The organism is Ideonella alba, from assembly GCF_018069845.1.
Lineage (GTDB): Bacteria > Pseudomonadota > Gammaproteobacteria > Burkholderiales > Burkholderiaceae_C > Ideonella > Ideonella alba.
In genome coordinates this window covers 160,386-180,241 of the sequence record NZ_JAGQDD010000007.1, presented here as the reverse complement: position 1 = coordinate 180,241, position 19,856 = coordinate 160,386, and the positions used below count along the sequence as shown (strand labels likewise).

The window sequence follows — 19,856 nt, the reverse complement described above, 5'->3', positions numbered from 1 at the left end:
CCGATGTCCGAGATCCGCATCCGCCGTGAGCACACGCTGGGCCTGAAGAAGGCGCGCGAGATGGCCCTGAAGTTCGCCGAGGATGTCGAACAGAAGTTCGACATGGAATGCACGATCTACGAGGGCGAGAACAGCGACATGGTCGAGTTCACGCGTTCGGGCGTGCGCGGCCAGCTCGAGGTCAGCGGCGAGCACGTGGACCTGTACGCCAAGCTGGGCCTGCTGCTGGGCGCCTTTGCCGGCCAGATCGAGGCCGAGATCACCAAGAACCTCGACGCTGCGCTGGCCAAGGCCGGCAAGAAGAAGTGAGGCGCGGGGCCGCGTGCCCCGCCGCGATCACTTGAGCGACTCGATCAGGTCGATGTACTGCTGCATCGCGTCGTCGCTGCCGGTGCCCTTGAGCTCGGCCCAGGCGTCGAACTTGGCGCGGCCGACCATGTCGGTGAAACCCGGGCGCTTGCCTTCCACGTCGCCCTGCGTGGCCTGCTTGTACAGCGCGTAGATCTTCAGCAGGGTCATGTTGTCCGGCTTCTCGGGCAGCTGCTTGCTCTCGGTCACGGCTTGCTCGAAGGCGGCTTTCAGATCGGCCATGGTCGGTCTCCTGCGGTGGCGGGTGTGGGAAAGTCTGGCTTGACGCTGGCGATGTTACCCAGCATCGTCACCGGCTGGCCCGCCCATTCTCTAGAGGAAGCTCCCCATGTCCGCTCCCCGCGCCGAGCGCATGTCACGCGTCGACTACGCCTGGCTGCGCATGGATTCCGACGCCAACCTGATGATGATCGTCGGCGTCTGGCTGCTCGAGCCGGCGCTGGGCCTGGCCGAGCTGCGCGAGCGCGTCGGTGGCGCGCTGCTGAAGTACGGCCGCTTCCGGCAGAAGGTGGTGCACGATGCGCTGGGCGCCAGCTGGGTCGAGGACGAGGCCTTCGATCTGGACCACCACGTCACCGCCGAGACCCTGGACGTGCCGCCGGGCACCGCGCCGCTGGAGGCGCTGAAGACACGCGTGGCCGAACTCACTGGCGACCCGCTCGATAGCGACCGGCCGCTGTGGCAGTTCCACCTGGTCGAATGGCTGGACGAGGGTGACGGCCAGGGCCGCAGCGCCCTGATCGCCCGCGTGCACCACTGCGTGGGCGACGGCATCGCGCTGATCTCGGTGCTGCTGTCCATCACCGACGGCGGCACGCCGCCGCCGGTGCGCGAGCACGATGTCGAGCCGCCCGCCGACTCGGCCGAGTGGCTGGCCGATGTCTTCATCAAGCCGGTGGCCGACGTCACGATCAAGGCCATCGGCCTGACCGGCGACGGCATGGCCAAGTCGATCGAGCTGATGGCCCACCCGACACAGCCGCTGGCCGGCGGGCTGGAGATCGCGCGCATCGGTGCGCAGGCGGTGTCCGACCTGGCCTCGCTGGCGCTGATGCCCGACGACTCGCCCACGCGGCTGAAAGGCAAGGCCACGCCCGGCAAGCGGGTGGCCTGGGGAGAGCCGCTGCCGCTGACCGAGGTCAAGGCGGTGGGGCAGGCGCTGGATGCGTCGATCAACGACGTGCTGCTGAGCTGCGTGGCCGGCGCCATCGGCAGCTACCTGCGCGAGCAGGGCGAGGACACGGCGGGCAAGGAGATCCGCGCGATGATCCCCTTCAACCTGCGCCCGCTGGAACAGGCCTGGAAGCTGGGCAACCGCTTCGGCCTGGTGCCGCTGGTGCTGCCGATCGGCATCGAGCACCCGGTCGAGCGCCTGGCCGCGGTGCGTGCGCGCATGAACGCGCTCAAGGGCGGCTACCAGCCGGTGCTGGTGTTCGCGCTGCTGGCACTGGCCGGTTTGCTGGTCAAGCCGGCGCAGGACGCGATGCTCAACCTCTTCGCCAAGAAGACCACCGCGGTGATGACCAACGTGCCCGGCCCGCGCGAGGCGCTGCGCATGTGCGGCCGCACGATCCGCCAGGTGATGTTCTGGGTGCCGCAAAGCGGCGACATCGGCCTGGGCGTGAGCATCCTCAGCTACGCCGGCGGCGTGCAGTTCGGCCTGATCACCGACGACGCGATGTGCCCGGACCCGGAAGCGATCATCGAGCGCTTCCAGCCCGAGTTCGAACAGCTGCTGTACCTGGCGCTGATGCTGCCCTGGGGCGACGCGGAGGAGTGATTGCCCGCCGCCGGGCCGCCCCAAGGCGGGCGCGGCCCCCTTGGGGGGGCGAGTCTGGACGCACTGCGTCCTGTGGACGCGGTACGCCTGACGAGCGGGGTGGCCGCCAGGCCAGCCGAGGCCCGCAGGGCGCGACGCCGCGTAGCGGCTAGCCTGGGGGCTCCAGCTCAGTCGTCCAGTTCGGCCTTGGCCATCTCCACGTCCAGCCGCTCCATCGCATCCATCGGCGCGCAGCCGGCGGCCTCCTGGTACAGCGCCTCGGCCTCGGCCATGCGCTTGTCGCCTTCCAGCATCACCAGACCGTTGGCGTACTCCACGCGGGCGATGGCGCTGGCCGGGTTCAGCTTGAGCGCTTCCTTGTAGAGCTTCAGGCCAGTGGCGGCGTCGGCACCCTGGGTCTTGCCCAGCAGCTTGCCGACCTTGTCGATCACCTCGGCGTGGAAGGCGGCCAGCGCGATGTGGGCGTCGGCGTGCTTGGGGCTCAGCTTGATCGCGGTTTCCAGTGCGGTCTTGACCTTGCCGCCCAGGCCCTGGGCCAGCGCCTTGGTCACGCTGATGCCCTGGCTGTAGCGGCCCAGCGCATAGGCCTGCAGGTAGTGGGCATTGGCGTTCTTGGGCTCGGCCTCGGCCAGCGCGGCGGCGCGCTCGGCCACTTCGGTGAACAGGGCCAGCTTGACCTTCTCGCTCTTCTCCAGGTAGTTGGCGTAGATCGCCTGCGCCTTGTTGGCGGCATTCAGGCCCGAGCCGCCGGCCTTCAGCCCGGCCTCGACCGCCTTCTGGAACTGGCCGGCGTGGTAGAGCGCCCAGGCGGCCTGGGAGGCCTCGTCCTTGGGCCAGGGCTCGGCGTCGCCCGCGTGCAGACGCGCCCAGTGCTTCTTCAGCGCCGCGGCGTCGTAGGTGTAGTCGGCGGCGTCGTAGGGGAAGGCGGTCCACTTGGCCATCGTGTGTCTCCTGTGGGTGTTGTGGCGGACGGGGATCAGGGCTGGCGGTAGTCGGCCGCCAGGCGGTGCAGGTGTTCGCGCTGCGAGGGTTCCAGGTAGGGCTCGAGCAGGCTCAGCACGTGCCAGGCGCCACGCGCCAGCGTGGTGGCGGCATGCTCGGCTTCCAGCGCCTTGCGCGGCTCGCGCACGAATTCGTAGCTCAGCCAGTAGGTCAGCACCACCACCATGGCATTGGCCGTGGCGGGGCCGGCCGGCTGGTCGGGCCGGATCGCGCCGCCGCGCAGCAGCCCGCGCAGCACGGCCTCGACCGCCTGCGTGGTGTGCTTCAGGACGAACTGGAAATGGGTCTCCAGCCGACGGTTCTTGCTGAGCAGGTCGTTGAGGTCGCGGTAGAGGAAGCGGTGGTCCCAGATCAGCTCGAAGAGCATGTGGAAGAACAGCCAGGCGTCCTCCACGTGGCGCACGTCGTCGGCGGCGCTCAGCAGCGGGTTCAGCGCTTTCTCGTAGCGGTCGAACAGCGCGTTGACCAACTCATCCTTGGCCGGGTAGTGGTAGTACAGGTTGCCCGGGCTGATGCCCATCTCGGCCGAGATCAGCGTGGTCGAGACGTTCGGTTCGCCGAAGCGGTTGAACAGGTCCAGCGTGACCTCGAGGATGCGCTCGGCGGTGCGGCGGGGTTTCTTGGTGGCGGACGGGCTGGCCATGGTGCGGGATGTCAGCCGGCCAATCTAGCACCAAGGTGCCCCATGGGGTTTGGTGGTCCTCCCTACAATGGCCCCATGCCTGCCGTTTCCTTTCAAGAGGTCGCCAAGACCTACAACGGCGCGCGGGGACAGGTGCGGGCGCTCGACGGCGTCAGCTTCGACATCGAGCCAGGCGAGTTCTTCGGCCTGCTCGGCCCCAACGGCGCCGGCAAGACCACCCTGATCAGCATCCTCGCCGGCCTGGCCAGGGCCACCGCCGGCCGCGTCACCGTGATGGGCCACGACGTGGTGGCCGACTACGCCGCCGCGCGACGGGCGCTGGGCATCGTGCCGCAGGAGCTGGTCTTCGACCCGTTCTTCAATGTGCGCGAGGCGCTGCGCATCCAGAGCGGCTACTTCGGCGTGCGCAACAACGACGACTGGATCGACGAGCTGCTCGCCGGCCTGGGTCTGGCCGACAAGGCCAGCGCCAACATGCGCCAGCTCTCGGGCGGCATGAAGCGGCGGGTGCTGGTGGCGCAGGCGCTGGTGCACAAGCCGCCGGTGATCGTGCTGGACGAACCCACCGCCGGCGTGGATGTGGAACTGCGCCAGACGCTGTGGCAGTTCATTGCCCGCTTCAACAAGCAGGGCCACACCGTGCTGCTGACCACCCACTACCTGGAAGAGGCCGAAGCGCTGTGCGGCCGCATCGCGATGCTCAAGCAGGGCCGCATCGTCGCGCTGGACCGCACCGCCAACCTGCTGGCCGACGCCAAGGGCAGCGTGCTGCGCTTCAAGACCGACGACACGCTGCCGCCCGACCTGGCGTCGCGCGCCCGCGTGACCGGCCGCATCGCCCAGGTGGCGGCCAAGGATGCGGCGGGGGTCGAGGCCGTGCTGGCCCGCCTGCGCGAGGCCGGCGTGCGCATCGAGGACCTGGAGATCGGCCGCGCCGACCTGGAGGACGTGTTCCTCGCCATCATGCAGGGAGGCAAGGCATGAACGCCCCCGAGAATGTTCCGGGCCGAGCGCCGGGCCGCTCCCAAGCCGGCCCGGATCCCCTTGGGGGATCGGCGACCGTACCCGGTCGACGAGGGGTTGGCATGCTGCAAGGCGCGCGCACGCTGTTCTACAAGGAGGTGCTGCGCTTCTGGAAGGTCAGCTTCCAGACGCTGGGTGCGCCCATCCTGACCGCGGTGCTCTACCTGATGATCTTCGGCCATGTGCTGGAGGACCATGTCACCGTCTACGGCCGCGTGCCCTACACGGCGTTCCTGATCCCCGGCCTGGTGATGATGAGCCTGCTGCAGAACGCCTTTGCCAACACCTCGTCCAGCCTGATCCAGAGCAAGATCACCGGCAACCTGGTGTTCCTGCTGGTGACGCCGCTGTCGCCCTGGGCCTGGTACCTGGCCTATGTGGGTGCGTCGGTGGTGCGCGGCGTGGTGGTGGGCCTGGGCGTGCTGGTGGTGACGATGTGGTTCTCGCCGCCGGGGCTGGACAACATCGCCTGGGTGCTGGTGTTCGCGGTGCTGGGCGCCACGCTGATGGGCTCGCTGGGCCTGGTGGCCGGGCTGTGGGCCGAGAAGTTCGACCAGATGGCGGCCTTCCAGAACTTCATCGTCATGCCCATGACCATGCTGGCGGGGGTCTTCTACTCGATCCATTCGCTGCCCGGTTTCTGGCAGGCGGCCAGCCACTTCAACCCCTTCTTCTACATGATCGATGGCTTCCGCCACGGCTTCTTCGGCGTGTCGGACGTGTCGCCCTGGCTGAGTCTGGCGGTGGTGGGCGGGGCCACGCTGGTGGTGGCCGCCTGGACACTGCGGCTGCTGCACAGCGGCTACAAGCTGCGCGCCTGAGCCCTCGGGAACGGCCGGTCAGGGGGCATCGGCGATAATCGGGGGATCATGGCCGATCCCACCCCTGCCCAAGTCAAGAGCTTCATCGCCGCCGGTCTGGCCTGCGAGCATCTGGAGGTGGACGGCGACGGCCGCCACTTCTACGCCACCATCGTCTCGCCGGCCTTCCAGGGTCTGCCGCGGGTGCGCCGCCACCAGCTGGTCTACGGTGCGCTCGGCGAGCGCATGCGCGAGGAGATCCACGCGCTGTCGATGAAGACGCTGACGCCGGCCGAATGGGCGGCCGATGGCGCCCAGGGCGGCCTGCAGCCGCTGGCGCCGCACTGATTTCCACGATTCCGGTCGGTGCCGCTGGGTGCGGGACCGGCCTTTGCCACATCTCCAGATGGACAAACTCCTGATCCGCGGCGGACGCCGCCTCCATGGCGAGGTCCGCGTCTCCGGCGCCAAGAACGCCGCGCTGCCCGAGCTGTGCGCCGCACTGCTGACCGCCGAGCCGGTCGTGCTGCACAACGTGCCGCGCCTGCAGGACGTGTCCACGATGCTCAAGCTGGTGCGCCACATGGGCGTGACGGCCGAGCGCGATGACAACGGCACGGTGCAGCTGAACGCCGCCGACCTGTCCAACCCCGAAGCGCCCTACGAACTGGTCAAGACCATGCGTGCCTCGGTGCTGGCGCTGGGTCCGCTGGTGGCCCGCTTCGGCCACGCCAAGGTCTCGCTGCCGGGCGGCTGCGGCATCGGCTCGCGGCCGGTGGACCAGCACATCAAGGGCCTGCGCGCCATGGGCGCCGAGATCGACGTCGAGCACGGCTACATGATGGCCCGGCTGCAGCCCGGCCTCACCCGGTTGCGCGGCGCGCGCATCACCACCGACATGGTCACCGTCACCGGCACCGAGAACCTGATGATGGCCGCTGCGCTGGCCGAGGGCGAGACCGTGCTGGAGAACGCCGCCCAGGAGCCCGAGATCCCCGACCTGGCCGAGATGCTGATCCGCATGGGCGCGAAGATCGAAGGCCACGGCACCAGCCGCATCCGCATCCAGGGTGTCGAGCGCCTGCACGGCTGCGAGCACAGCGTGGTGGCCGACCGCATCGAGGCCGGCACCTTCCTGTGCGCGGTGGCCGCTGCCGGCGGCGATGTGCTGCTGCGCGAGGCCCGCGCCGACCACCTGGACGCGGTGATCGAGAAGCTGCGCGATGCCGGCGCCACCGTGCTGGAAGAGCCCGGCGGCGTGCGCGTGCGCGCCGAGGGCCGGCTGAAGGCGCAGAGCTTTCGCACCACCGAGTACCCGGGCTTCCCCACCGACATGCAGGCGCAGTTCATGGCGCTGAACATCGTGTCGGAAGGCGCCTCCACGGTGACCGAGACGATCTTCGAGAACCGCATGATGCACGTCAACGAGCTGCTGCGCCTGGGCGCACGCATCCAGACCGACGGCCGCACCGCGATGATCGAGGGCGTGCCGCGCCTCTCAGGCGCCACCGTCATGGCCACCGACCTGCGCGCCTCGGCCTGTCTGGTCATCGCCGGCCTGGTGGCCGAAGGCGAGACCGTGGTCGACCGCATCTACCACCTCGACCGCGGCTACGACCGCATCGAGCGCAAGCTCGGCGCGCTGGGTGCCGACATCGAACGGATCTCGTGATGATCACCCTTGCCCTGTCCAAAGGCCGCATCTTCGAGGAGACGCTGCCGCTGCTGGCGGCGGCCGGCATCGAGGTGCTGGAAGACCCCGAGAAGACCCGCAAGCTGATCCTGCCCACCAACCAGCCCGATGTGCGCGTGGTGCTGGTGCGCGCCACCGACGTGCCCACCTACGTGCAGCACGGCGGCGCCGACCTGGGTGTGGCCGGCAAGGACGTGCTGCTGGAACACGGCGGCGAGGGCCTGTACCAGCCGCTGGACCTGAACATCGCCAAGTGCCGCATGAGCGTGGCGGTGCGCGAGGGCTTTGACTACGCCGCCGAGGTGCGCCAGGGCACGCGGCTGCGCGTGGCCACCAAGTACACCGCCGTGGCGCGCCAGCACTTTGCCGACAAGGGCGTGCACGTCGACCTGATCAAGCTGTACGGCTCGATGGAGCTGGCGCCGCTGACCGGCCTGGCCGATGCCATCGTCGACCTGGTCTCCACCGGCAAGACGCTGGTGGCCAACAAGCTGGTCGAGGTCGAGCACATCATGGAGATCTCCTCGCGCCTGGTGGTCAACCAGGCCGCGCTGAAACTCAAGCGCGACCGCCTGCGGCCGCTGATCGACGCCTTCGCCACGGCCATTCCGGCCTGACCCCCATGTCCGCCCTGAACCTGCGCCAGCTCGACACCCGCTCCCCCGACTTCGACGCCGAGTTCGCCCGCCTGCGCCACTGGTCGGCCGACACCGACGCGGCCATCGAGCAGCGCGTGGCCGACATCCTGGCCGACGTGCAGGCCCGCGGCGACGCCGCGGTGCTCGAGTACACCGCCCGCTTCGATGGCCTGAGCGCCGACAGCGTGGCCGCGCTGGAGCTGACCCGGGACGAACTGAAGGCGGCCTTCGAGGCCATCACGCCGGCCCAGCGCGACGCGCTGCAGGCGGCCGCCGCCCGGGTGCGCAGCTACCACGAGCGCCAGCTGGCCGCCAGCGGCCAGAGCTGGAGCTACCGCGACGAGGACGGCACCCTGCTGGGCCAGAAGGTCACGCCGCTGGACCGCGTGGGCATCTATGTGCCCGGCGGCAAGGCGGCCTACCCGTCCAGCGTGCTGATGAACGCCATCCCCGCCCATGTGGCCGGGGTGGGCGAGATCATCATGGTCGTGCCCACGCCCAAGGGCGAGAAGAACGCGCTGGTGCTGGCCGCCGCCTATGTGGCCGGCGTGACCCGCGCCTTCACGATCGGCGGCGCCCAGGCCGTGGCGGCGCTGGCCTACGGCACCGCCACCGTGCCGCCGGTGGACAAGGTCACCGGCCCCGGCAACGCCTACGTGGCCAGCGCCAAGCGCCGGGTCTTCGGCCAGGTGGGCATCGACATGATCGCCGGCCCCAGCGAGATCCTGGTGCTGGCCGACGGCAGCACGCCGGCCGACTGGGTGGCGATGGACCTGTTCAGCCAGGCCGAGCATGACGAGCTGGCGCAAAGCATCCTGCTGTGCCCCGACGCCGGCTACATCGCCCAGGTGCGCGCCGCGATCGACCGCCTGCTGCCCACCATGCCGCGCGAGGCCGTGATCCGCGCCAGCCTGGAAGGCCGCGGCGCGCTGATCGTCACGCGCGACATGGACGAGGCCTGCGCGATCAGCAACCGCATCGCGCCCGAGCACCTGGAGGTCTCGAGTGCCGAGCCGCATCGCTGGGAGCCACTGCTCAAGCACGCCGGCGCGATCTTCCTGGGTGCCTACACCAGCGAGAGCCTGGGCGACTACTGCGCCGGCCCCAACCACGTGCTGCCCACCTCGGGCACCGCGCGCTTTTCCTCGCCGCTGGGCACCTACGATTTCCAGAAACGCTCCAGCCTGATCGAGGTCAGCGAGGCCGGCGCGCAGGTGCTGGGCGTGATCGCCGCCGAACTGGCCTACGGCGAGGGGCTGCAGGGCCACGCGCTGGCGGCTGAGTACCGGCTCAAGCGCTGAAATCCTTCAGGGCGCTGCGCCAGCGCTGGCCGGCAAAGCTCGGCTCGCCGGCCAGCATCTTCAGCGCCTTGCGCAGCGTCTTGATGCGCTCCGGGTACTGGTTGGCACCGACGTTCAGCAACGCCTCCACCGGCTGATTCGCCTGCAGCGCCAGGCGGATCTCGCTGCTGCTGCCCCGCCCCTGGTGGCGGATGTCGGCCACCAGCAGGCACTGCTCGATCGGCCGGCCATCCAGGCCGTAGGCAGCGTCGTAGCGGCGCATCGCGGCCTGCATGTGCTCCACGCCCGAGCGCACCTGCAGCGCGCGGTGGGCCGGGTCGTTCTGCACCCAGTGGATGAAGCGGGCGGCCTGGATCACCTCGGTGTCCTCCACCTGGGCCGTGCTGGGGTTGAGCCAGGCCATCAGCGGCGCGGTGCTGGCCGCCGATTCCAGCGGACGCAGACCGTCATCGGCATGGCGGTGCACGCGGCCATCCAGCAGCACCAGGTCCGGGAAGTAGTCGGCCGCGCCCGGCAACGCCAGCAGGGCGCGCAGGTAGACCACGAAGTCGCCGTCGGGCACGTGCGCCGCGTACTGCAGGAAGCCGAAGGTGAAGGCGGCCCGGTCGTAGGTATTGAGGGTGTGGAACAGGCCGCCCTCGGCCGCAGCAGTGGGTGCCAGGAAGTACAGCCAGACGGCCGAGTGGTCGGCCAGGTGCCGGCGCGGATCGTAGCGCTGAGCGGGCGTCCCCTTCAGGTTGCTCAGGCCCTTGCGGCCCTGGTAGGAGACCCGCTGGCCCACCAGGAACTCCGGGCCGCCATCGACCTGTGCCCAGTAGCTCACACCGTCGAATCGCAGGCTCACCATCTTCATCGCCCATCCTCCGTCTCGGACCACCCAGGAGCGCCCACAGCGTGGCACGTGACGGGCATGGCGCGCATCCCTCATCCAATGGAACACGAAGTTCGTGTTACACGAACTTCGTGTTATCCTGCGACCATCCCGCACCGGGAGACCCCGCAGATGAAGAACGTCACCATCACCATGGAAGACAGCGTCGCCGAATGGGCGCGGCTGGAGGCGGCGCGCCGCAACACCAGCGTCTCGCGCCTGGTGGGTGAGCTGCTGGCCGAGAAGATGCGGCACGACGATGCCTATGAGCGCGCGATGCGCGAGGCGCTGGAGTTCAAGAGCTTCGGCAGCTCTGACGGCCGCTACCCCACGCGCGACGAGATCTACACGCGGGGCCGCCGGTGAGCACGCTGCTGATGCTGGACACGAATGTCCTGCTCTACTGCTTCGACGACCGCGACCCGGCCAAGCGCGACGCCGCCCGCGGCTGGGTGGGCGCCTGCTGGACGCGCCGCTGCGGGCGCATCAGCGGTCAGGTGCTCAACGAGTTCTACAACAACGCCCGCCGCAAGTTCACCACCGCCATCTCGGCCGGTGATGCGCGCGCCGAGGTCCGCCGCTACCAGCACTGGAAGCCCTGGCAGACCGACCACCCGACGGTGGAAACCGCCTGGGCGATCGAGAGCCGCTTCGGCCTGAACTACTGGGACGCACTGGTGGTGGCGGCCGCCCAGCACCAGGGCTGCCGCTACCTGCTGACCGAAGACCTGCAGCACGGCCAGCAGATCGACAGCGTGCAGATCCTCAACCCCTTCCTGGTCGGGCCTGCCGTGCTCGACGAACCCGCCCCGAAAGCCTGATGCCATGAGCGCCTCCCTGGCCGACCGCATGAAACGTGTCCTGCGTGCCGACGTGCAGGGCCTGCATGGCTATGCCGTGCAGCCCAGCGCCGGCATGGTCAAGGTCGACACGATGGAGAACCCCTTCCAGCTGCCGCCCGCGCTGCGCCAGCAGCTGGGCGCGCGCCTGGCCGAGGTGGCGCTGAACCGCTACCCGGCCGAGCGCGGCGACGTGCTGCGCGCCGAACTGGCACAGCACGCGCAGATGCCCGCCGGCTGCGACATCATGCTGGGCAACGGCTCGGACGAGCTGATCAGCCTGCTGACCCTGGCTGCCGACGTGCCCGGCAACGTGATCCTGGCGCCGCTGCCCGGCTTCGTGATGTACGAGCTGAGCGCCAGACTGCAGGGCCTGCGCTTCGTGGGCGTGCCCACCACGCCTGACTTCCAGCTCGATGCGCCGGCCATGCTGGCCGCGATCCGCGAGCACCAGCCCGCCGTGGTCTGGCTGGCCTACCCGAACAATCCCACCGCCAACCTGTGGGACGACGGCGCCATCGACGCCATCATCGAGGCCGCCCCCGGCCTGGTGGTGATGGACGAGGCCTACCAGCCCTTCGCCTCGCGCGACTCGCTGGCGCGGCTGCAGCGCCATGAGCATGTGCTGCTGATGCGCACGATGAGCAAGTTCGGCCTGGCCGGGGTGCGCATCGGCTACCTGATCGGCCGCGCGCCACTGATCGCCGAACTGGACAAGCTGCGCCCGCCGTTCAACATCAGCGTGCTCAACTGCGAGGCCGCGCTGTTCGCGCTGGAACATGTGGACGAGTACGCCCGCCAGGCGGCCATCATCCGCAGCGAGCGCGCGCGCATCTTTGCCGCACTGCAGGCGCTGCCGGGCGTGCAACCCTTCCCCAGCGAGGCCAACATGGTCCTGGTGCGCGTGCCCGATGCCGCGGCCCTCTTCGCCGGCATGAAGGCGCGCCAGGTGCTGATCAAGAACGTCAGCGGCCTGCACCCGCTGCTGGCCGGCTGCCTGCGCATCACCGTGGGCACGCCGGAGGAAAATACGCAGATGCTGGCGGCCTTCGAGGCCGCGCTGAAGGACACCACCGCATGAGCACCGAGCGCATCGCCGAGATCCGGCGCGACACCAACGAGACGAAGATCCGCGTCAAGGTCAACCTGGACGGCAGCGGCCGCGCCAGCCTGGCCACCGGCATCGGCTTCTTCGACCACATGCTCGACCAGATCGCCCGCCACGGCCTGATCGACCTGGAGATCGAGGCCCAGGGCGACCTGCACATCGACGGCCACCACACAGTGGAAGACGTCGGCATCACGCTGGGCCAGGCGGTGGCCGCCGCGGTGGGCGACAAGAAGGGCATCACCCGCTACGGCCACAGCTATGTGCCGCTGGACGAGGCGCTGTCGCGCGTGGTGGTGGACTTCTCCGGCCGCCCGGGCCTGGCGATGGACGTGAAGTTCACCAGCGGCATGATCGGCGGCTTCGACACCCAGTTGACCTACGAGTTCTTCCAGGGCTTCGTCAACCACGCCGGTGTCAGCCTGCACATCGACAACCTCAAGGGCCACAACGCGCACCACCAGTGCGAGACCATCTTCAAGGCCTTCGGCCGCGCGATCCGCATGGCGCTGACGCCTGATCCGCGCTCGGCCGGCGTGGTTCCTTCGACCAAAGGAAGCCTCTGATGAACGTGAGCCCCCAAGCTTGTCGCTTCGCGCCATCGCTACCCCCCGAGGGGGCTGACCTCCCTTGGGGCGGCCCGGCGGGAGGTCGGCCATGACGCGAACCGTCGCCGTCGTCGACTACGGCATGGGCAACCTGCGCTCGGTGTCGCAGGCGGTGATGCATGTCGCCGCCGGCGAGGGGGTGGACGTCATCGTCACCCAGCGCCCCGAGGAGGTGCATGCCGCCGAGCGCATCGTGCTGCCCGGCCAGGGCGCGATGCGCGACTGCATGCGCGAGTTCGCCGACTCCGGCCTGAAGGAGGCGGTGCTGGCCTCGGTGGCCGCCGGCAAGCCCCTGATGGGTGTGTGCGTGGGCATGCAGATGCTGCTGGACCACTCCGAGGAGCAGGACACGCCGGGCCTGGGCCTGATCCCCGGCCGCGTGAAGCGTTTCCGCCTAGAGGGCCGCACGCAGCCCGACGGCAGCCGCTACAAGGTGCCGCAGATGGGCTGGAACCAGGTGCGCCAGGTGGGCAGCCACCCGGTGTGGGCCGGCGTGCCCGACGAGTCCTGGTTCTATTTCGTGCACAGCTTCTACACCGCGCCGTCGGACCCGCACCACAGCGCCGGCACGACCGAGTATGGGGATCGCTTTACCTGCGCGGTGGCGCGGGATAATATTTTCGCCACCCAGTTCCACCCCGAGAAGAGCGCCGAGCACGGCCTGGCGCTGTACCGCAACTTCCTCCACTGGAACCCGTGACCCGCTGCCGGCCACGTCCTCAATCTTCGCGTCGCCGCGCGTGATGTCCACGCGCGCGCGCCCATCCCACTTCCCACCCGCGCTCGACGAGCCATGCTGCTGATCCCTGCGATCGACCTCAAAGACGGTCAATGCGTCCGCCTTGAACAGGGCGACATGAACGCCTCCACCACCTTCGGGCTGGACCCGGCCGCGATGGCCCGGCGCTGGCTCGATGCCGGCGCGCGCCGCCTGCACCTGGTCGACCTGAACGGCGCCTTCGCGGGCAAGCCGATCAACGAGGGCGCGATCAAGGCCATCCTGAAGGAAGTGGGCGACGAGATCCCGGTGCAGCTCGGTGGCGGCATCCGTGACCTCGACACGATCGAGCGCTACCTGGATGACGGCATCAGCTACGTGATCATCGGCACCGCCGCGGTCAAGAACCCCGGCTTCCTGCGCGATGCCTGCACGGCCTTCGGCGGCCACATCATCGTCGGCCTCGACGCCAAGGACGGCAAGGTCGCCACCGACGGCTGGAGCAAGCTCACCGGCCACGAGGTGGTCGACCTGGCCCGCAAGTTCGAGGACTACGGCATCGAGGGCGTGATCTACACCGACATCGGCCGCGACGGCATGCTCACCGGCATCAACATCGAGGCCACCGTCAAGCTGGCGCAGGCGCTGAGCATCCCGGTCATTGCCTCGGGTGGCCTGTCCAACATCGCCGACATCGAGGCCCTGTGCGCCGTGGAAAGCGACGGCGTCGAGGGCGTGATCTGCGGCCGCTCGATCTACACCGGCGCCCTGGACTTTGCCGCGGGCCAGGCGCGCGCGGACGAGCTCAACGGCTGATTCCTTTCCGGCGCGGGCGGCTGCCCGCGTCCCACTGCTGCGGCCACCGGCCGAACCCGCCATGCTGGCCAAACGCATCATTCCCTGCCTGGACGTCACCGGTGGACGGGTCGTCAAGGGCGTCAATTTCGTCGAACTGCGCGACGCCGGTGACCCGGTCGAAATTGCCGCGCGCTACAACGAGCAGGGCGCCGACGAGCTGACCTTCCTGGACATCACCGCCACCAGCGACGAGCGCGACCTGATCCTGCACATCATCGAGGCGGTGGCCTCGCAGGTCTTCATTCCGCTGACCGTGGGCGGCGGCGTGCGCACGGTGGACGATGTGCGGCGGCTGCTCAATGCCGGCGCCGACAAGGTCAGCTTCAACTCGGCCGCGGTGGCCAACCCGCAGCTGATCCGCGACGCCTCGGACAAGTACGGCTCGCAGGCCATCGTGGTGGCCATCGACGCCAAGAAGCGCGTGGGCGACGACCTGGCTGCCAAAGGCCCGGGCTGGGACGTCTACACCCGCGGCGGGCGCAAGAACGAGCACATCGACGCCGTCGCCTGGGCCCGGCAGATGGCCGAGCATGGCGCGGGCGAGATCCTGCTGACCAGCATGGACCGCGACGGCACCAAGGTCGGCTTCGACCTGGCGCTCACGCGCGCCGTCAGCGACGCGGTGCCGGTGCCGGTGATCGCCTCGGGCGGCGTGGGCGCGCTGGAGCACCTGGTCGAGGGCATCCAGGTCGGCGGGGCCGACGCGGTGCTGGCAGCCAGCATCTTCCACTACGGCGAGTTCACCGTGGGTCAGGCCAAGGACATGCTGGCGCGCGCCGGCGTGCCGGTGCGCCGGTGAGCACGGCGCGCGCCCGGCCGGGGGCGCCCCGGGCCGCGGCGCACCAGGTGCGCATCATCGGCGGCGCCTGGAAGCGCAGCCTGCTGCCGGTGGCCGACAAGCCCGGCCTGCGCCCCACACCTGACCGCCTGCGCGAAACCCTGTTCAACTGGCTGGGCCAGGACCTGTCGGGCTGGCGCGTGCTGGACGCCTTCGCCGGCTCGGGCGCGCTGGGCTTCGAGGCCGCCTCGCGCGGCGCCGCCGAGGTGACGCTGCTGGAGCAGGACGCCGAGCTGGTTCGCTCGCTCCACACCTCGCGCGAACGCCTGAAGGCCACCACACTGCGCGTGCAGCGCGCCGATGCGCTGGCCTGGATGGCCTCGGCACCGCCGGCCGCGTTCGAGCTGGTGCTGCTGGATCCGCCCTTTGCCGCCGGCCTGGGCGAGCGCGCGCTGGCCGCCGCCGCGCGCCTGCTGGTGCCTGGCGGCCTGGTCTACCTGGAGGCCGGCGAGCCCTACGCCGGCACCGTGCCCGCCGCGCTGCAGCCCTGGCGCAGCGGGCGTGCCGGCGCGGTGCACGCCGCGCTGTGGCAGCATCACCTCCCCACCGAGCCGAGCCTCAGCCCATGAGCATCCAGCGCCCCGTGATCGCCGTCTACCCCGGCACCTTCGACCCGATCACCCTGGGCCACCAGGACCTGATCCGGCGCGCCAGCGCGCTGTTCGACAAGCTGATCCTGGCGGTGGCCGCCGGCCACCACAAACGCACGATGTTCACGCTGGACGAGCGCCTGGGCATGGCCACCGAGGTGTCGGCCGAGTACGGCAACATCGAGGTTGTCGAGTTCCGCGGCCTGCTGCGCGACTTCGTGCTGGCGCGCGGCGGCAAGGTGGTGGTGCGCGGCCTGCGCGCGGTCAGCGACTTCGAGTACGAGTTCCAGATGGCCGGCATGAACCGCCAGCTGATGCCCGACGTTGAAACCATCTTCCTGACGCCCGGCGACCAGTACCAGTTCGTCAGCAGCACCTTCATCCGCGAGATTGCCACCTTGGGCGGTGATGTCTCGAAGTTCGTGGCACCCTCGGTGCTGTCGCGCCTGCGTGAGCGCGTGTCCCAGCCCAAGGAGTCCTGATGGCGCTGATGATCACGTCGGAGTGCATCAACTGCGACGTCTGCGAGCCCGAATGCCCGAACCAGGCGATCAGCATGGGCGACGAGTTCTATGTGATCGACCCGGCCCGCTGCACCGAGTGCGTGGGCCATTTCAACGAGCCGCAGTGCGTGCAGGTCTGCCCGGTGGAGTGCATCCCGATCAACCCCTGGCACACCGAAACCCGCGAGCAGCTGCAGGCCAAGTACGAGCAGTTGCAGGCCGCCGCGGCGGCCGCCAGGCCCGCCTGAGCGCGGGGTCGGTCAGCGGCCGCGCTGGGTGGCCTGTGCCTTGTAGACCGGCAAGCCGTTGAGACACTGGATGCGCGCCCGGGCCTTGCCCGGGTGGCGGCCTTCCGCGCTGGCGCAGGGATGCTCGGAGGGCAGGGCGTCCAGGTCGTCGGGCTGGCGCACCGCGATGCCGGCCGGCGCCGTGGCGGGGCGCTGGAGGCGCTCCTGGGCATGGCGCTCGGCGGCCAGGGCGTTGGCCCGCTCGCGCTCCTGTCGTTGCCTTTCGTGGGCCTCGGCGCGCTGCTCGGGGCTGCGGGCGTCGTCCACGTTCACCGTGCGACCGCCGGGGCAGGGGCTGTCCTGGTAGCTGCTGCCGCAGCGGTAGACCTCGGCCCGGGCGGCGCTCAGGCCGAGGCACAGACACAGCGCCAGGCTCAGGGGCCCGCCGCACAGTACGCGGGGGCGCCGGGTACTGCAGGGCGGCGGGGGCATGGTCAGGGCTCCGAGGAGGGGGCGGGTTCGGCTGGTGTGGCCGGTGTGGCGGCGGGCGCTGCCGCCTTGACCGGATCGCGCGGCGGCTTGGGCCGCGGCGGCCGGGCGTGGATCTTCAGCTGGGCCTGGGCCATCTCGCCGGCCAGCAGGGCGTCCAGCGTGGGCAGGGAGTCGTCGATGTTCTTCTCGATGGCCTCGCGCTCGGCCGCCGGCGGCTTGCGCAGCACGTAAGCAGCCACTTCGGATTTGACGCCCGGGTGGCCGATGCCCAGGCGCAGGCGCCAGAAATCGCCGCTGCCCAGCTGGGCCTGGATGTCCTTCAGGCCGTTGTGGCCGCCATTGCCGCCGCCCTGCTTGAGCTTCATCTGGCCGGGCGGCAGGTCGAGCTCGTCATGCACGACCAGGATCTCGGCCGGGGCGATCTTGAAGAAGCGCGCCAGTGGCGCCACCGCCTTGCCCGAGAGGTTCATGTAGGTCATGGGCTCCAGCAGCCAGACCGGTCCTGCCGGACGGTTCACCCGGGCCACCAGGCCGTGGTAGGCGCGGTCATGCACCAGCGAGCCGCCCAGCCGGCGCGCGGCCTGTTCCACCCACCAGAAGCCGGCGTTGTGGCGCGTGTCCTCGTACTCGGGCCCGGGGTTGCCCAGGCCGACGATCAATCGAATCATGTGGCGATTATCGGCGCCGGGCAGCGCCCGGCTGGCCCTCTGATGGGGGAGGCCCGCCCGCCGGCGCCAGCGCCTGGCGGGCCCCGGCGATCACCGCCTGGCCGATCTGCTCCATCAGCCCGGGCGGGCCGCCGCGCGAGGCCTCGCCCTCGTCGCCGCCCAGGCGCCACTGGTGCCAGTGCAGGGCGACGTCGATCGTCACATCGGGCCGCAACTGCACCAGCGTGCCCGCCTGGATCATCGGCCGCGCCAGCAGCTCGGGCAGCACCGCGATGCCCCAGCCCATGGCCGCGGCATGCGCACCGGCTTCGGAGCTGGGCACGAAGCGCTCCTTCAGCCGTGGCTCGCGCAGCATGAAGGCCTGGGCCACCCACTGCGCCTGCATGTCGTCCTTGCGGTTGAAGACGATGAAGGGCAGCTGGGCGAAGTTGGCCGGTGTCAGCCCCTGCGGCAGCCAGCGCGCAATGAAGGCCGGCGAGGCCACCGCGATGTAGCGCATCAGCCCCAGCGGCTGTACGGTGCAGCCGCGCAGTGCCGTGGCCACGGTGCTGACGCAGCCCAGCACCTCGCCCTGGCGCAGCCAGTCGTGGGTGAAGTCCTGGTCGTCGACGATCAGCTCCAGCCCGTAGCCCTGACGCTGGCCGGCCTGCACCAGCGGGTCCAGCGCTGGCAGCACCCAGGTGGCCAGGCTGTCGGCGTTGACGGCAATCGGCAGCCGCTCGTCGCGCGCCAGGGTGGCGCCCAGTTCGCGCGCCGCATCGGCACGCAGCGCCTGCATCTGCCGCGCATAGCGCAGCAGCACCTTGCCGGGCTCGGTCAGCCGCAGGGGGCGGGCCCGCACCACCAGCAGGTGGCCGACATGGGTTTCCAGCGCGCGCAGGCGCTGGGACACCGCCGACTGGGTGATCGACAGCAGCTGCGCGGCACGCTCGAAACTGCCGGCCTCGGCCAGGGCGGCCAGGCAATCCAGGCCGGCGGTATCGAGGGCGTGCACGGCAGGGGGCTCCTGTATCAGAGACGCTAATGTAATCCCTGATTTGGCGATAGATGTTCACCCGCCGCCCGGCGCTCCCAACAATGCGCATCCACGGGCCCACGAGGCCCGGGCCACAGGAGACAGACCATGCGCATCGGTTGCCCCAAGGAAATCAAGAACCACGAGTACCGCGTCGGCCTCACGCCGGCCAGCGTGCGCGAGTTCACCACCCGCGGCCATGAGGTGCTGGTGCAGTCCGGCGCCGGTGCGGCCATCGGTCTGCACGACGAGCACTACGCCGCCGCCGGTGCCACGCTGGTGCGCGACGCGGCCGAGGTCTTCGCCCGTGCCGACATGGTGGTCAAGGTCAAGGAGCCGCAGCCGCAGGAATGCGCGATGCTGCGCGAGGGCCAGATCCTCTACACCTACCTGCACCTGGCCCCGGACCCCGAGCAGACCGCGGCGCTGGTGAAGTCCGGCGCCATCTGCGTGGCCTACGAGACCATCACCGGCCCGAACGGCGGCCTGCCGCTGCTGGCGCCGATGAGCGAGGTGGCCGGCCGCATGAGCGTGCAGGCCGGCGCGGCGCATCTGGAGCTGTCCAAGGGCGGCATGGGCGTGCTGCTGGGCGGCGTGCCCGGCGTGGAGCCGGCGCATGTGCTGATCATCGGCGCCGGCGTGGTGGGCACGCATGCGCTGCAGATGGCCATCGGCCTGGGCGCGCGCGTCACCGTGATGGACAAGAACGTCGACCGCCTGCGCCAGCTGGACCTGGTCTTCGGCAACCGCATCAAGACCCTGTACTCCAGCGCCCAGGCGCTGGAAGAGAAGGTGCTGGAGAGCGACCTGGTGATCGGCGGCGTGCTGGTGCCCGGTGCCGCTGCGCCCAAGCTGGTGACGCGGCCGATGGTGCGCTGCATGAAGAAGGGCGCGGTGCTGGTGGACGTGGCGATCGACCAGGGCGGCTGCTTCGAGACCTCGAAGGCCACCACCCACGCCGAGCCCACCTATGTGGTCGACGGCGTGGTGCACTACTGCGTGGCCAACATGCCCGGCGCGGTGGCGCGCACCAGCACCTTCGCGCTGAACAACGCCACCATCGGCCATGGCCTGGCGCTGGCCACCAAGGGCTGGAAGCAGGCCATGAAGGAGGACCCGCACCTCAAGGCCGGCCTGAACGTGGCCGCCGGCAAGGTCACCTACCAGGCCGTGGCGCGCGACCTGGGCTACGACTACGTGGCCGCCGACTCGCTGCTATGACCCCCCATCAACGACAAAGCCCCGCCGAGGCGGGGCTTTGGTCTTCCGGGC

The 19,856-nt window shown here is 70.0% G+C and carries 26 protein-coding genes; 19 read left to right on the top strand and 7 right to left on the bottom strand.

Going from position 1 to position 19,856, the window contains the following annotated elements:
- The first annotated feature begins 3 nt into the window (after positions 1-3).
- Positions 4-309, top strand: coding sequence for a polyhydroxyalkanoic acid system family protein (locus KAK03_RS12040; RefSeq protein ID WP_210854191.1), 306 nt, complete (start codon positions 4-6; stop codon positions 307-309).
- Between the two features lie 27 nt (positions 310-336).
- Here the strand turns inward: KAK03_RS12040 and KAK03_RS12035 are convergent, their stop codons facing one another.
- Positions 337-591, bottom strand: a complete 255-nt coding sequence (locus tag KAK03_RS12035; protein ID WP_210854190.1) for an acyl-CoA-binding protein — start codon at positions 589-591, stop codon at positions 337-339.
- Positions 592-697: 106 nt separating this feature from the next.
- Here KAK03_RS12035 and KAK03_RS12030 point away from each other — a divergent pair, with 106 nt between their 5' ends.
- On the top strand, positions 698-2,149 hold the full coding sequence (locus KAK03_RS12030) for a wax ester/triacylglycerol synthase family O-acyltransferase (RefSeq protein ID WP_210854189.1): 1,452 nt from the start codon (positions 698-700) through the stop codon (positions 2,147-2,149).
- Positions 2,150-2,316: 167 nt separating this feature from the next.
- Here the strand turns inward: KAK03_RS12030 and KAK03_RS12025 are convergent, their stop codons facing one another.
- Entirely contained in the window at positions 2,317-3,090 is a 774-nt protein-coding gene (locus tag KAK03_RS12025; RefSeq protein WP_210854188.1) for a tetratricopeptide repeat protein, read from the bottom strand.
- Positions 3,091-3,125: 35 nt separating this feature from the next.
- Positions 3,126-3,794: a TetR/AcrR family transcriptional regulator gene (locus KAK03_RS12020; RefSeq protein ID WP_210854187.1), complete on the bottom strand. Its 669-nt coding sequence runs from the start codon at positions 3,792-3,794 to the stop codon at positions 3,126-3,128.
- A 75-nt stretch (positions 3,795-3,869) separates the two neighbouring features.
- On the opposite strand from KAK03_RS12020, the gene KAK03_RS12015 reads away from it, so the two are divergent.
- From KAK03_RS12015 to hisD, 6 genes are all read left to right on the top strand, one after another.
- Positions 3,870-4,778: an ABC transporter ATP-binding protein gene (locus tag KAK03_RS12015; protein ID WP_210854186.1), complete on the top strand. Its 909-nt coding sequence runs from the start codon at positions 3,870-3,872 to the stop codon at positions 4,776-4,778.
- A 101-nt stretch (positions 4,779-4,879) separates the two neighbouring features.
- Positions 4,880-5,638, top strand: coding sequence for an ABC transporter permease (locus tag KAK03_RS12010; RefSeq protein WP_247661105.1), 759 nt, complete (start codon positions 4,880-4,882; stop codon positions 5,636-5,638).
- A gap of 48 nt (positions 5,639-5,686) precedes the next feature.
- Entirely contained in the window at positions 5,687-5,965 is a 279-nt protein-coding gene (locus tag KAK03_RS12005) for a BolA family protein (RefSeq protein ID WP_210800604.1), read from the top strand.
- Positions 5,966-6,023: 58 nt separating this feature from the next.
- A complete protein-coding gene (murA, locus tag KAK03_RS12000) occupies positions 6,024-7,289 on the top strand; it encodes a UDP-N-acetylglucosamine 1-carboxyvinyltransferase (RefSeq protein ID WP_210854184.1) in 1,266 nt (421 codons plus the stop codon).
- A complete protein-coding gene (gene hisG, locus KAK03_RS11995; RefSeq protein ID WP_210854183.1) occupies positions 7,289-7,927 on the top strand; it encodes an ATP phosphoribosyltransferase in 639 nt (212 codons plus the stop codon). The genes murA and hisG overlap by 1 nt, the downstream gene beginning before the upstream one ends.
- Before the next feature lie 5 nt (positions 7,928-7,932).
- Entirely contained in the window at positions 7,933-9,249 is a 1,317-nt protein-coding gene (hisD, locus tag KAK03_RS11990) for a histidinol dehydrogenase (RefSeq protein WP_210854182.1), read from the top strand.
- On the opposite strand, the gene KAK03_RS11985 is transcribed toward hisD, so the two are convergent.
- Positions 9,239-10,102: a hypothetical protein gene (locus KAK03_RS11985; protein ID WP_210854181.1), complete on the bottom strand. Its 864-nt coding sequence runs from the start codon at positions 10,100-10,102 to the stop codon at positions 9,239-9,241. The two genes, hisD and KAK03_RS11985, sit on opposite strands and share 11 nt — an antisense overlap.
- 150 nt (positions 10,103-10,252) lie before the next feature.
- On the opposite strand from KAK03_RS11985, the gene KAK03_RS11980 reads away from it, so the two are divergent.
- The 10 genes from KAK03_RS11980 to KAK03_RS11935 all read left to right on the top strand — a co-directional run bounded on the left by KAK03_RS11980 (position 10,253) and on the right by KAK03_RS11935 (position 16,430).
- Positions 10,253-10,486: a CopG family transcriptional regulator gene (locus KAK03_RS11980; RefSeq protein WP_210854180.1), complete on the top strand. Its 234-nt coding sequence runs from the start codon at positions 10,253-10,255 to the stop codon at positions 10,484-10,486.
- Complete coding sequence (locus KAK03_RS11975; RefSeq protein WP_310738577.1) at positions 10,483-10,941, top strand: PIN domain-containing protein; 459 nt, start codon at positions 10,483-10,485, stop codon at positions 10,939-10,941. Before KAK03_RS11980 ends, KAK03_RS11975 begins: the two co-directional genes overlap by 4 nt.
- Before the next feature lie 4 nt (positions 10,942-10,945).
- Complete coding sequence (gene hisC / locus KAK03_RS11970) at positions 10,946-12,040, top strand: histidinol-phosphate transaminase (protein ID WP_247661104.1); 1,095 nt, start codon at positions 10,946-10,948, stop codon at positions 12,038-12,040.
- Positions 12,037-12,633, top strand: a complete 597-nt coding sequence (gene hisB, locus KAK03_RS11965; RefSeq protein ID WP_210854179.1) for an imidazoleglycerol-phosphate dehydratase HisB — start codon at positions 12,037-12,039, stop codon at positions 12,631-12,633. The genes hisC and hisB overlap by 4 nt, the downstream gene beginning before the upstream one ends.
- 91 nt (positions 12,634-12,724) lie before the next feature.
- On the top strand, positions 12,725-13,375 hold the full coding sequence (gene hisH / locus KAK03_RS11960) for an imidazole glycerol phosphate synthase subunit HisH (RefSeq protein ID WP_210854178.1): 651 nt from the start codon (positions 12,725-12,727) through the stop codon (positions 13,373-13,375).
- Positions 13,376-13,468: 93 nt separating this feature from the next.
- Positions 13,469-14,209: a 1-(5-phosphoribosyl)-5-[(5-phosphoribosylamino)methylideneamino]imidazole-4-carboxamide isomerase gene (gene hisA / locus KAK03_RS11955; RefSeq protein ID WP_210854177.1), complete on the top strand. Its 741-nt coding sequence runs from the start codon at positions 13,469-13,471 to the stop codon at positions 14,207-14,209.
- A gap of 61 nt (positions 14,210-14,270) precedes the next feature.
- On the top strand, positions 14,271-15,050 hold the full coding sequence (gene hisF / locus KAK03_RS11950) for an imidazole glycerol phosphate synthase subunit HisF (protein WP_210854176.1): 780 nt from the start codon (positions 14,271-14,273) through the stop codon (positions 15,048-15,050).
- Positions 15,047-15,658: a 16S rRNA (guanine(966)-N(2))-methyltransferase RsmD gene (gene rsmD, locus KAK03_RS11945; protein WP_310738576.1), complete on the top strand. Its 612-nt coding sequence runs from the start codon at positions 15,047-15,049 to the stop codon at positions 15,656-15,658. Before hisF ends, rsmD begins: the two co-directional genes overlap by 4 nt.
- Positions 15,655-16,161 carry a pantetheine-phosphate adenylyltransferase gene (gene coaD, locus KAK03_RS11940; RefSeq protein WP_210854175.1) on the top strand — a complete coding sequence of 169 codons (507 nt, stop codon included), beginning with the start codon at positions 15,655-15,657 and terminating at the stop codon, positions 16,159-16,161. The genes rsmD and coaD overlap by 4 nt, the downstream gene beginning before the upstream one ends.
- A complete protein-coding gene (locus tag KAK03_RS11935; protein WP_210854174.1) occupies positions 16,161-16,430 on the top strand; it encodes a YfhL family 4Fe-4S dicluster ferredoxin in 270 nt (89 codons plus the stop codon). Before coaD ends, KAK03_RS11935 begins: the two co-directional genes overlap by 1 nt.
- Before the next feature lie 12 nt (positions 16,431-16,442).
- Here KAK03_RS11935 and KAK03_RS11930 read toward each other — a convergent pair whose 3' ends face one another.
- Genes KAK03_RS11930 through KAK03_RS11920 form a run of 3 tightly spaced genes read right to left on the bottom strand, consistent with a single transcriptional unit; the run spans position 16,443 to position 18,563 of the window.
- Entirely contained in the window at positions 16,443-16,901 is a 459-nt protein-coding gene (locus KAK03_RS11930) for a hypothetical protein (protein WP_210854173.1), read from the bottom strand.
- Positions 16,902-16,903: 2 nt separating this feature from the next.
- Entirely contained in the window at positions 16,904-17,569 is a 666-nt protein-coding gene (gene pth, locus KAK03_RS11925) for an aminoacyl-tRNA hydrolase (protein WP_210854172.1), read from the bottom strand.
- Positions 17,570-17,576: 7 nt separating this feature from the next.
- On the bottom strand, positions 17,577-18,563 hold the full coding sequence (locus KAK03_RS11920) for a LysR family transcriptional regulator ArgP (RefSeq protein WP_210854171.1): 987 nt from the start codon (positions 18,561-18,563) through the stop codon (positions 17,577-17,579).
- Between the two features lie 129 nt (positions 18,564-18,692).
- On the opposite strand from KAK03_RS11920, the gene ald reads away from it, so the two are divergent.
- Positions 18,693-19,805, top strand: a complete 1,113-nt coding sequence (ald, locus tag KAK03_RS11915; protein WP_210854170.1) for an alanine dehydrogenase — start codon at positions 18,693-18,695, stop codon at positions 19,803-19,805.
- Positions 19,806-19,856: the final 51 nt, after the last annotated feature.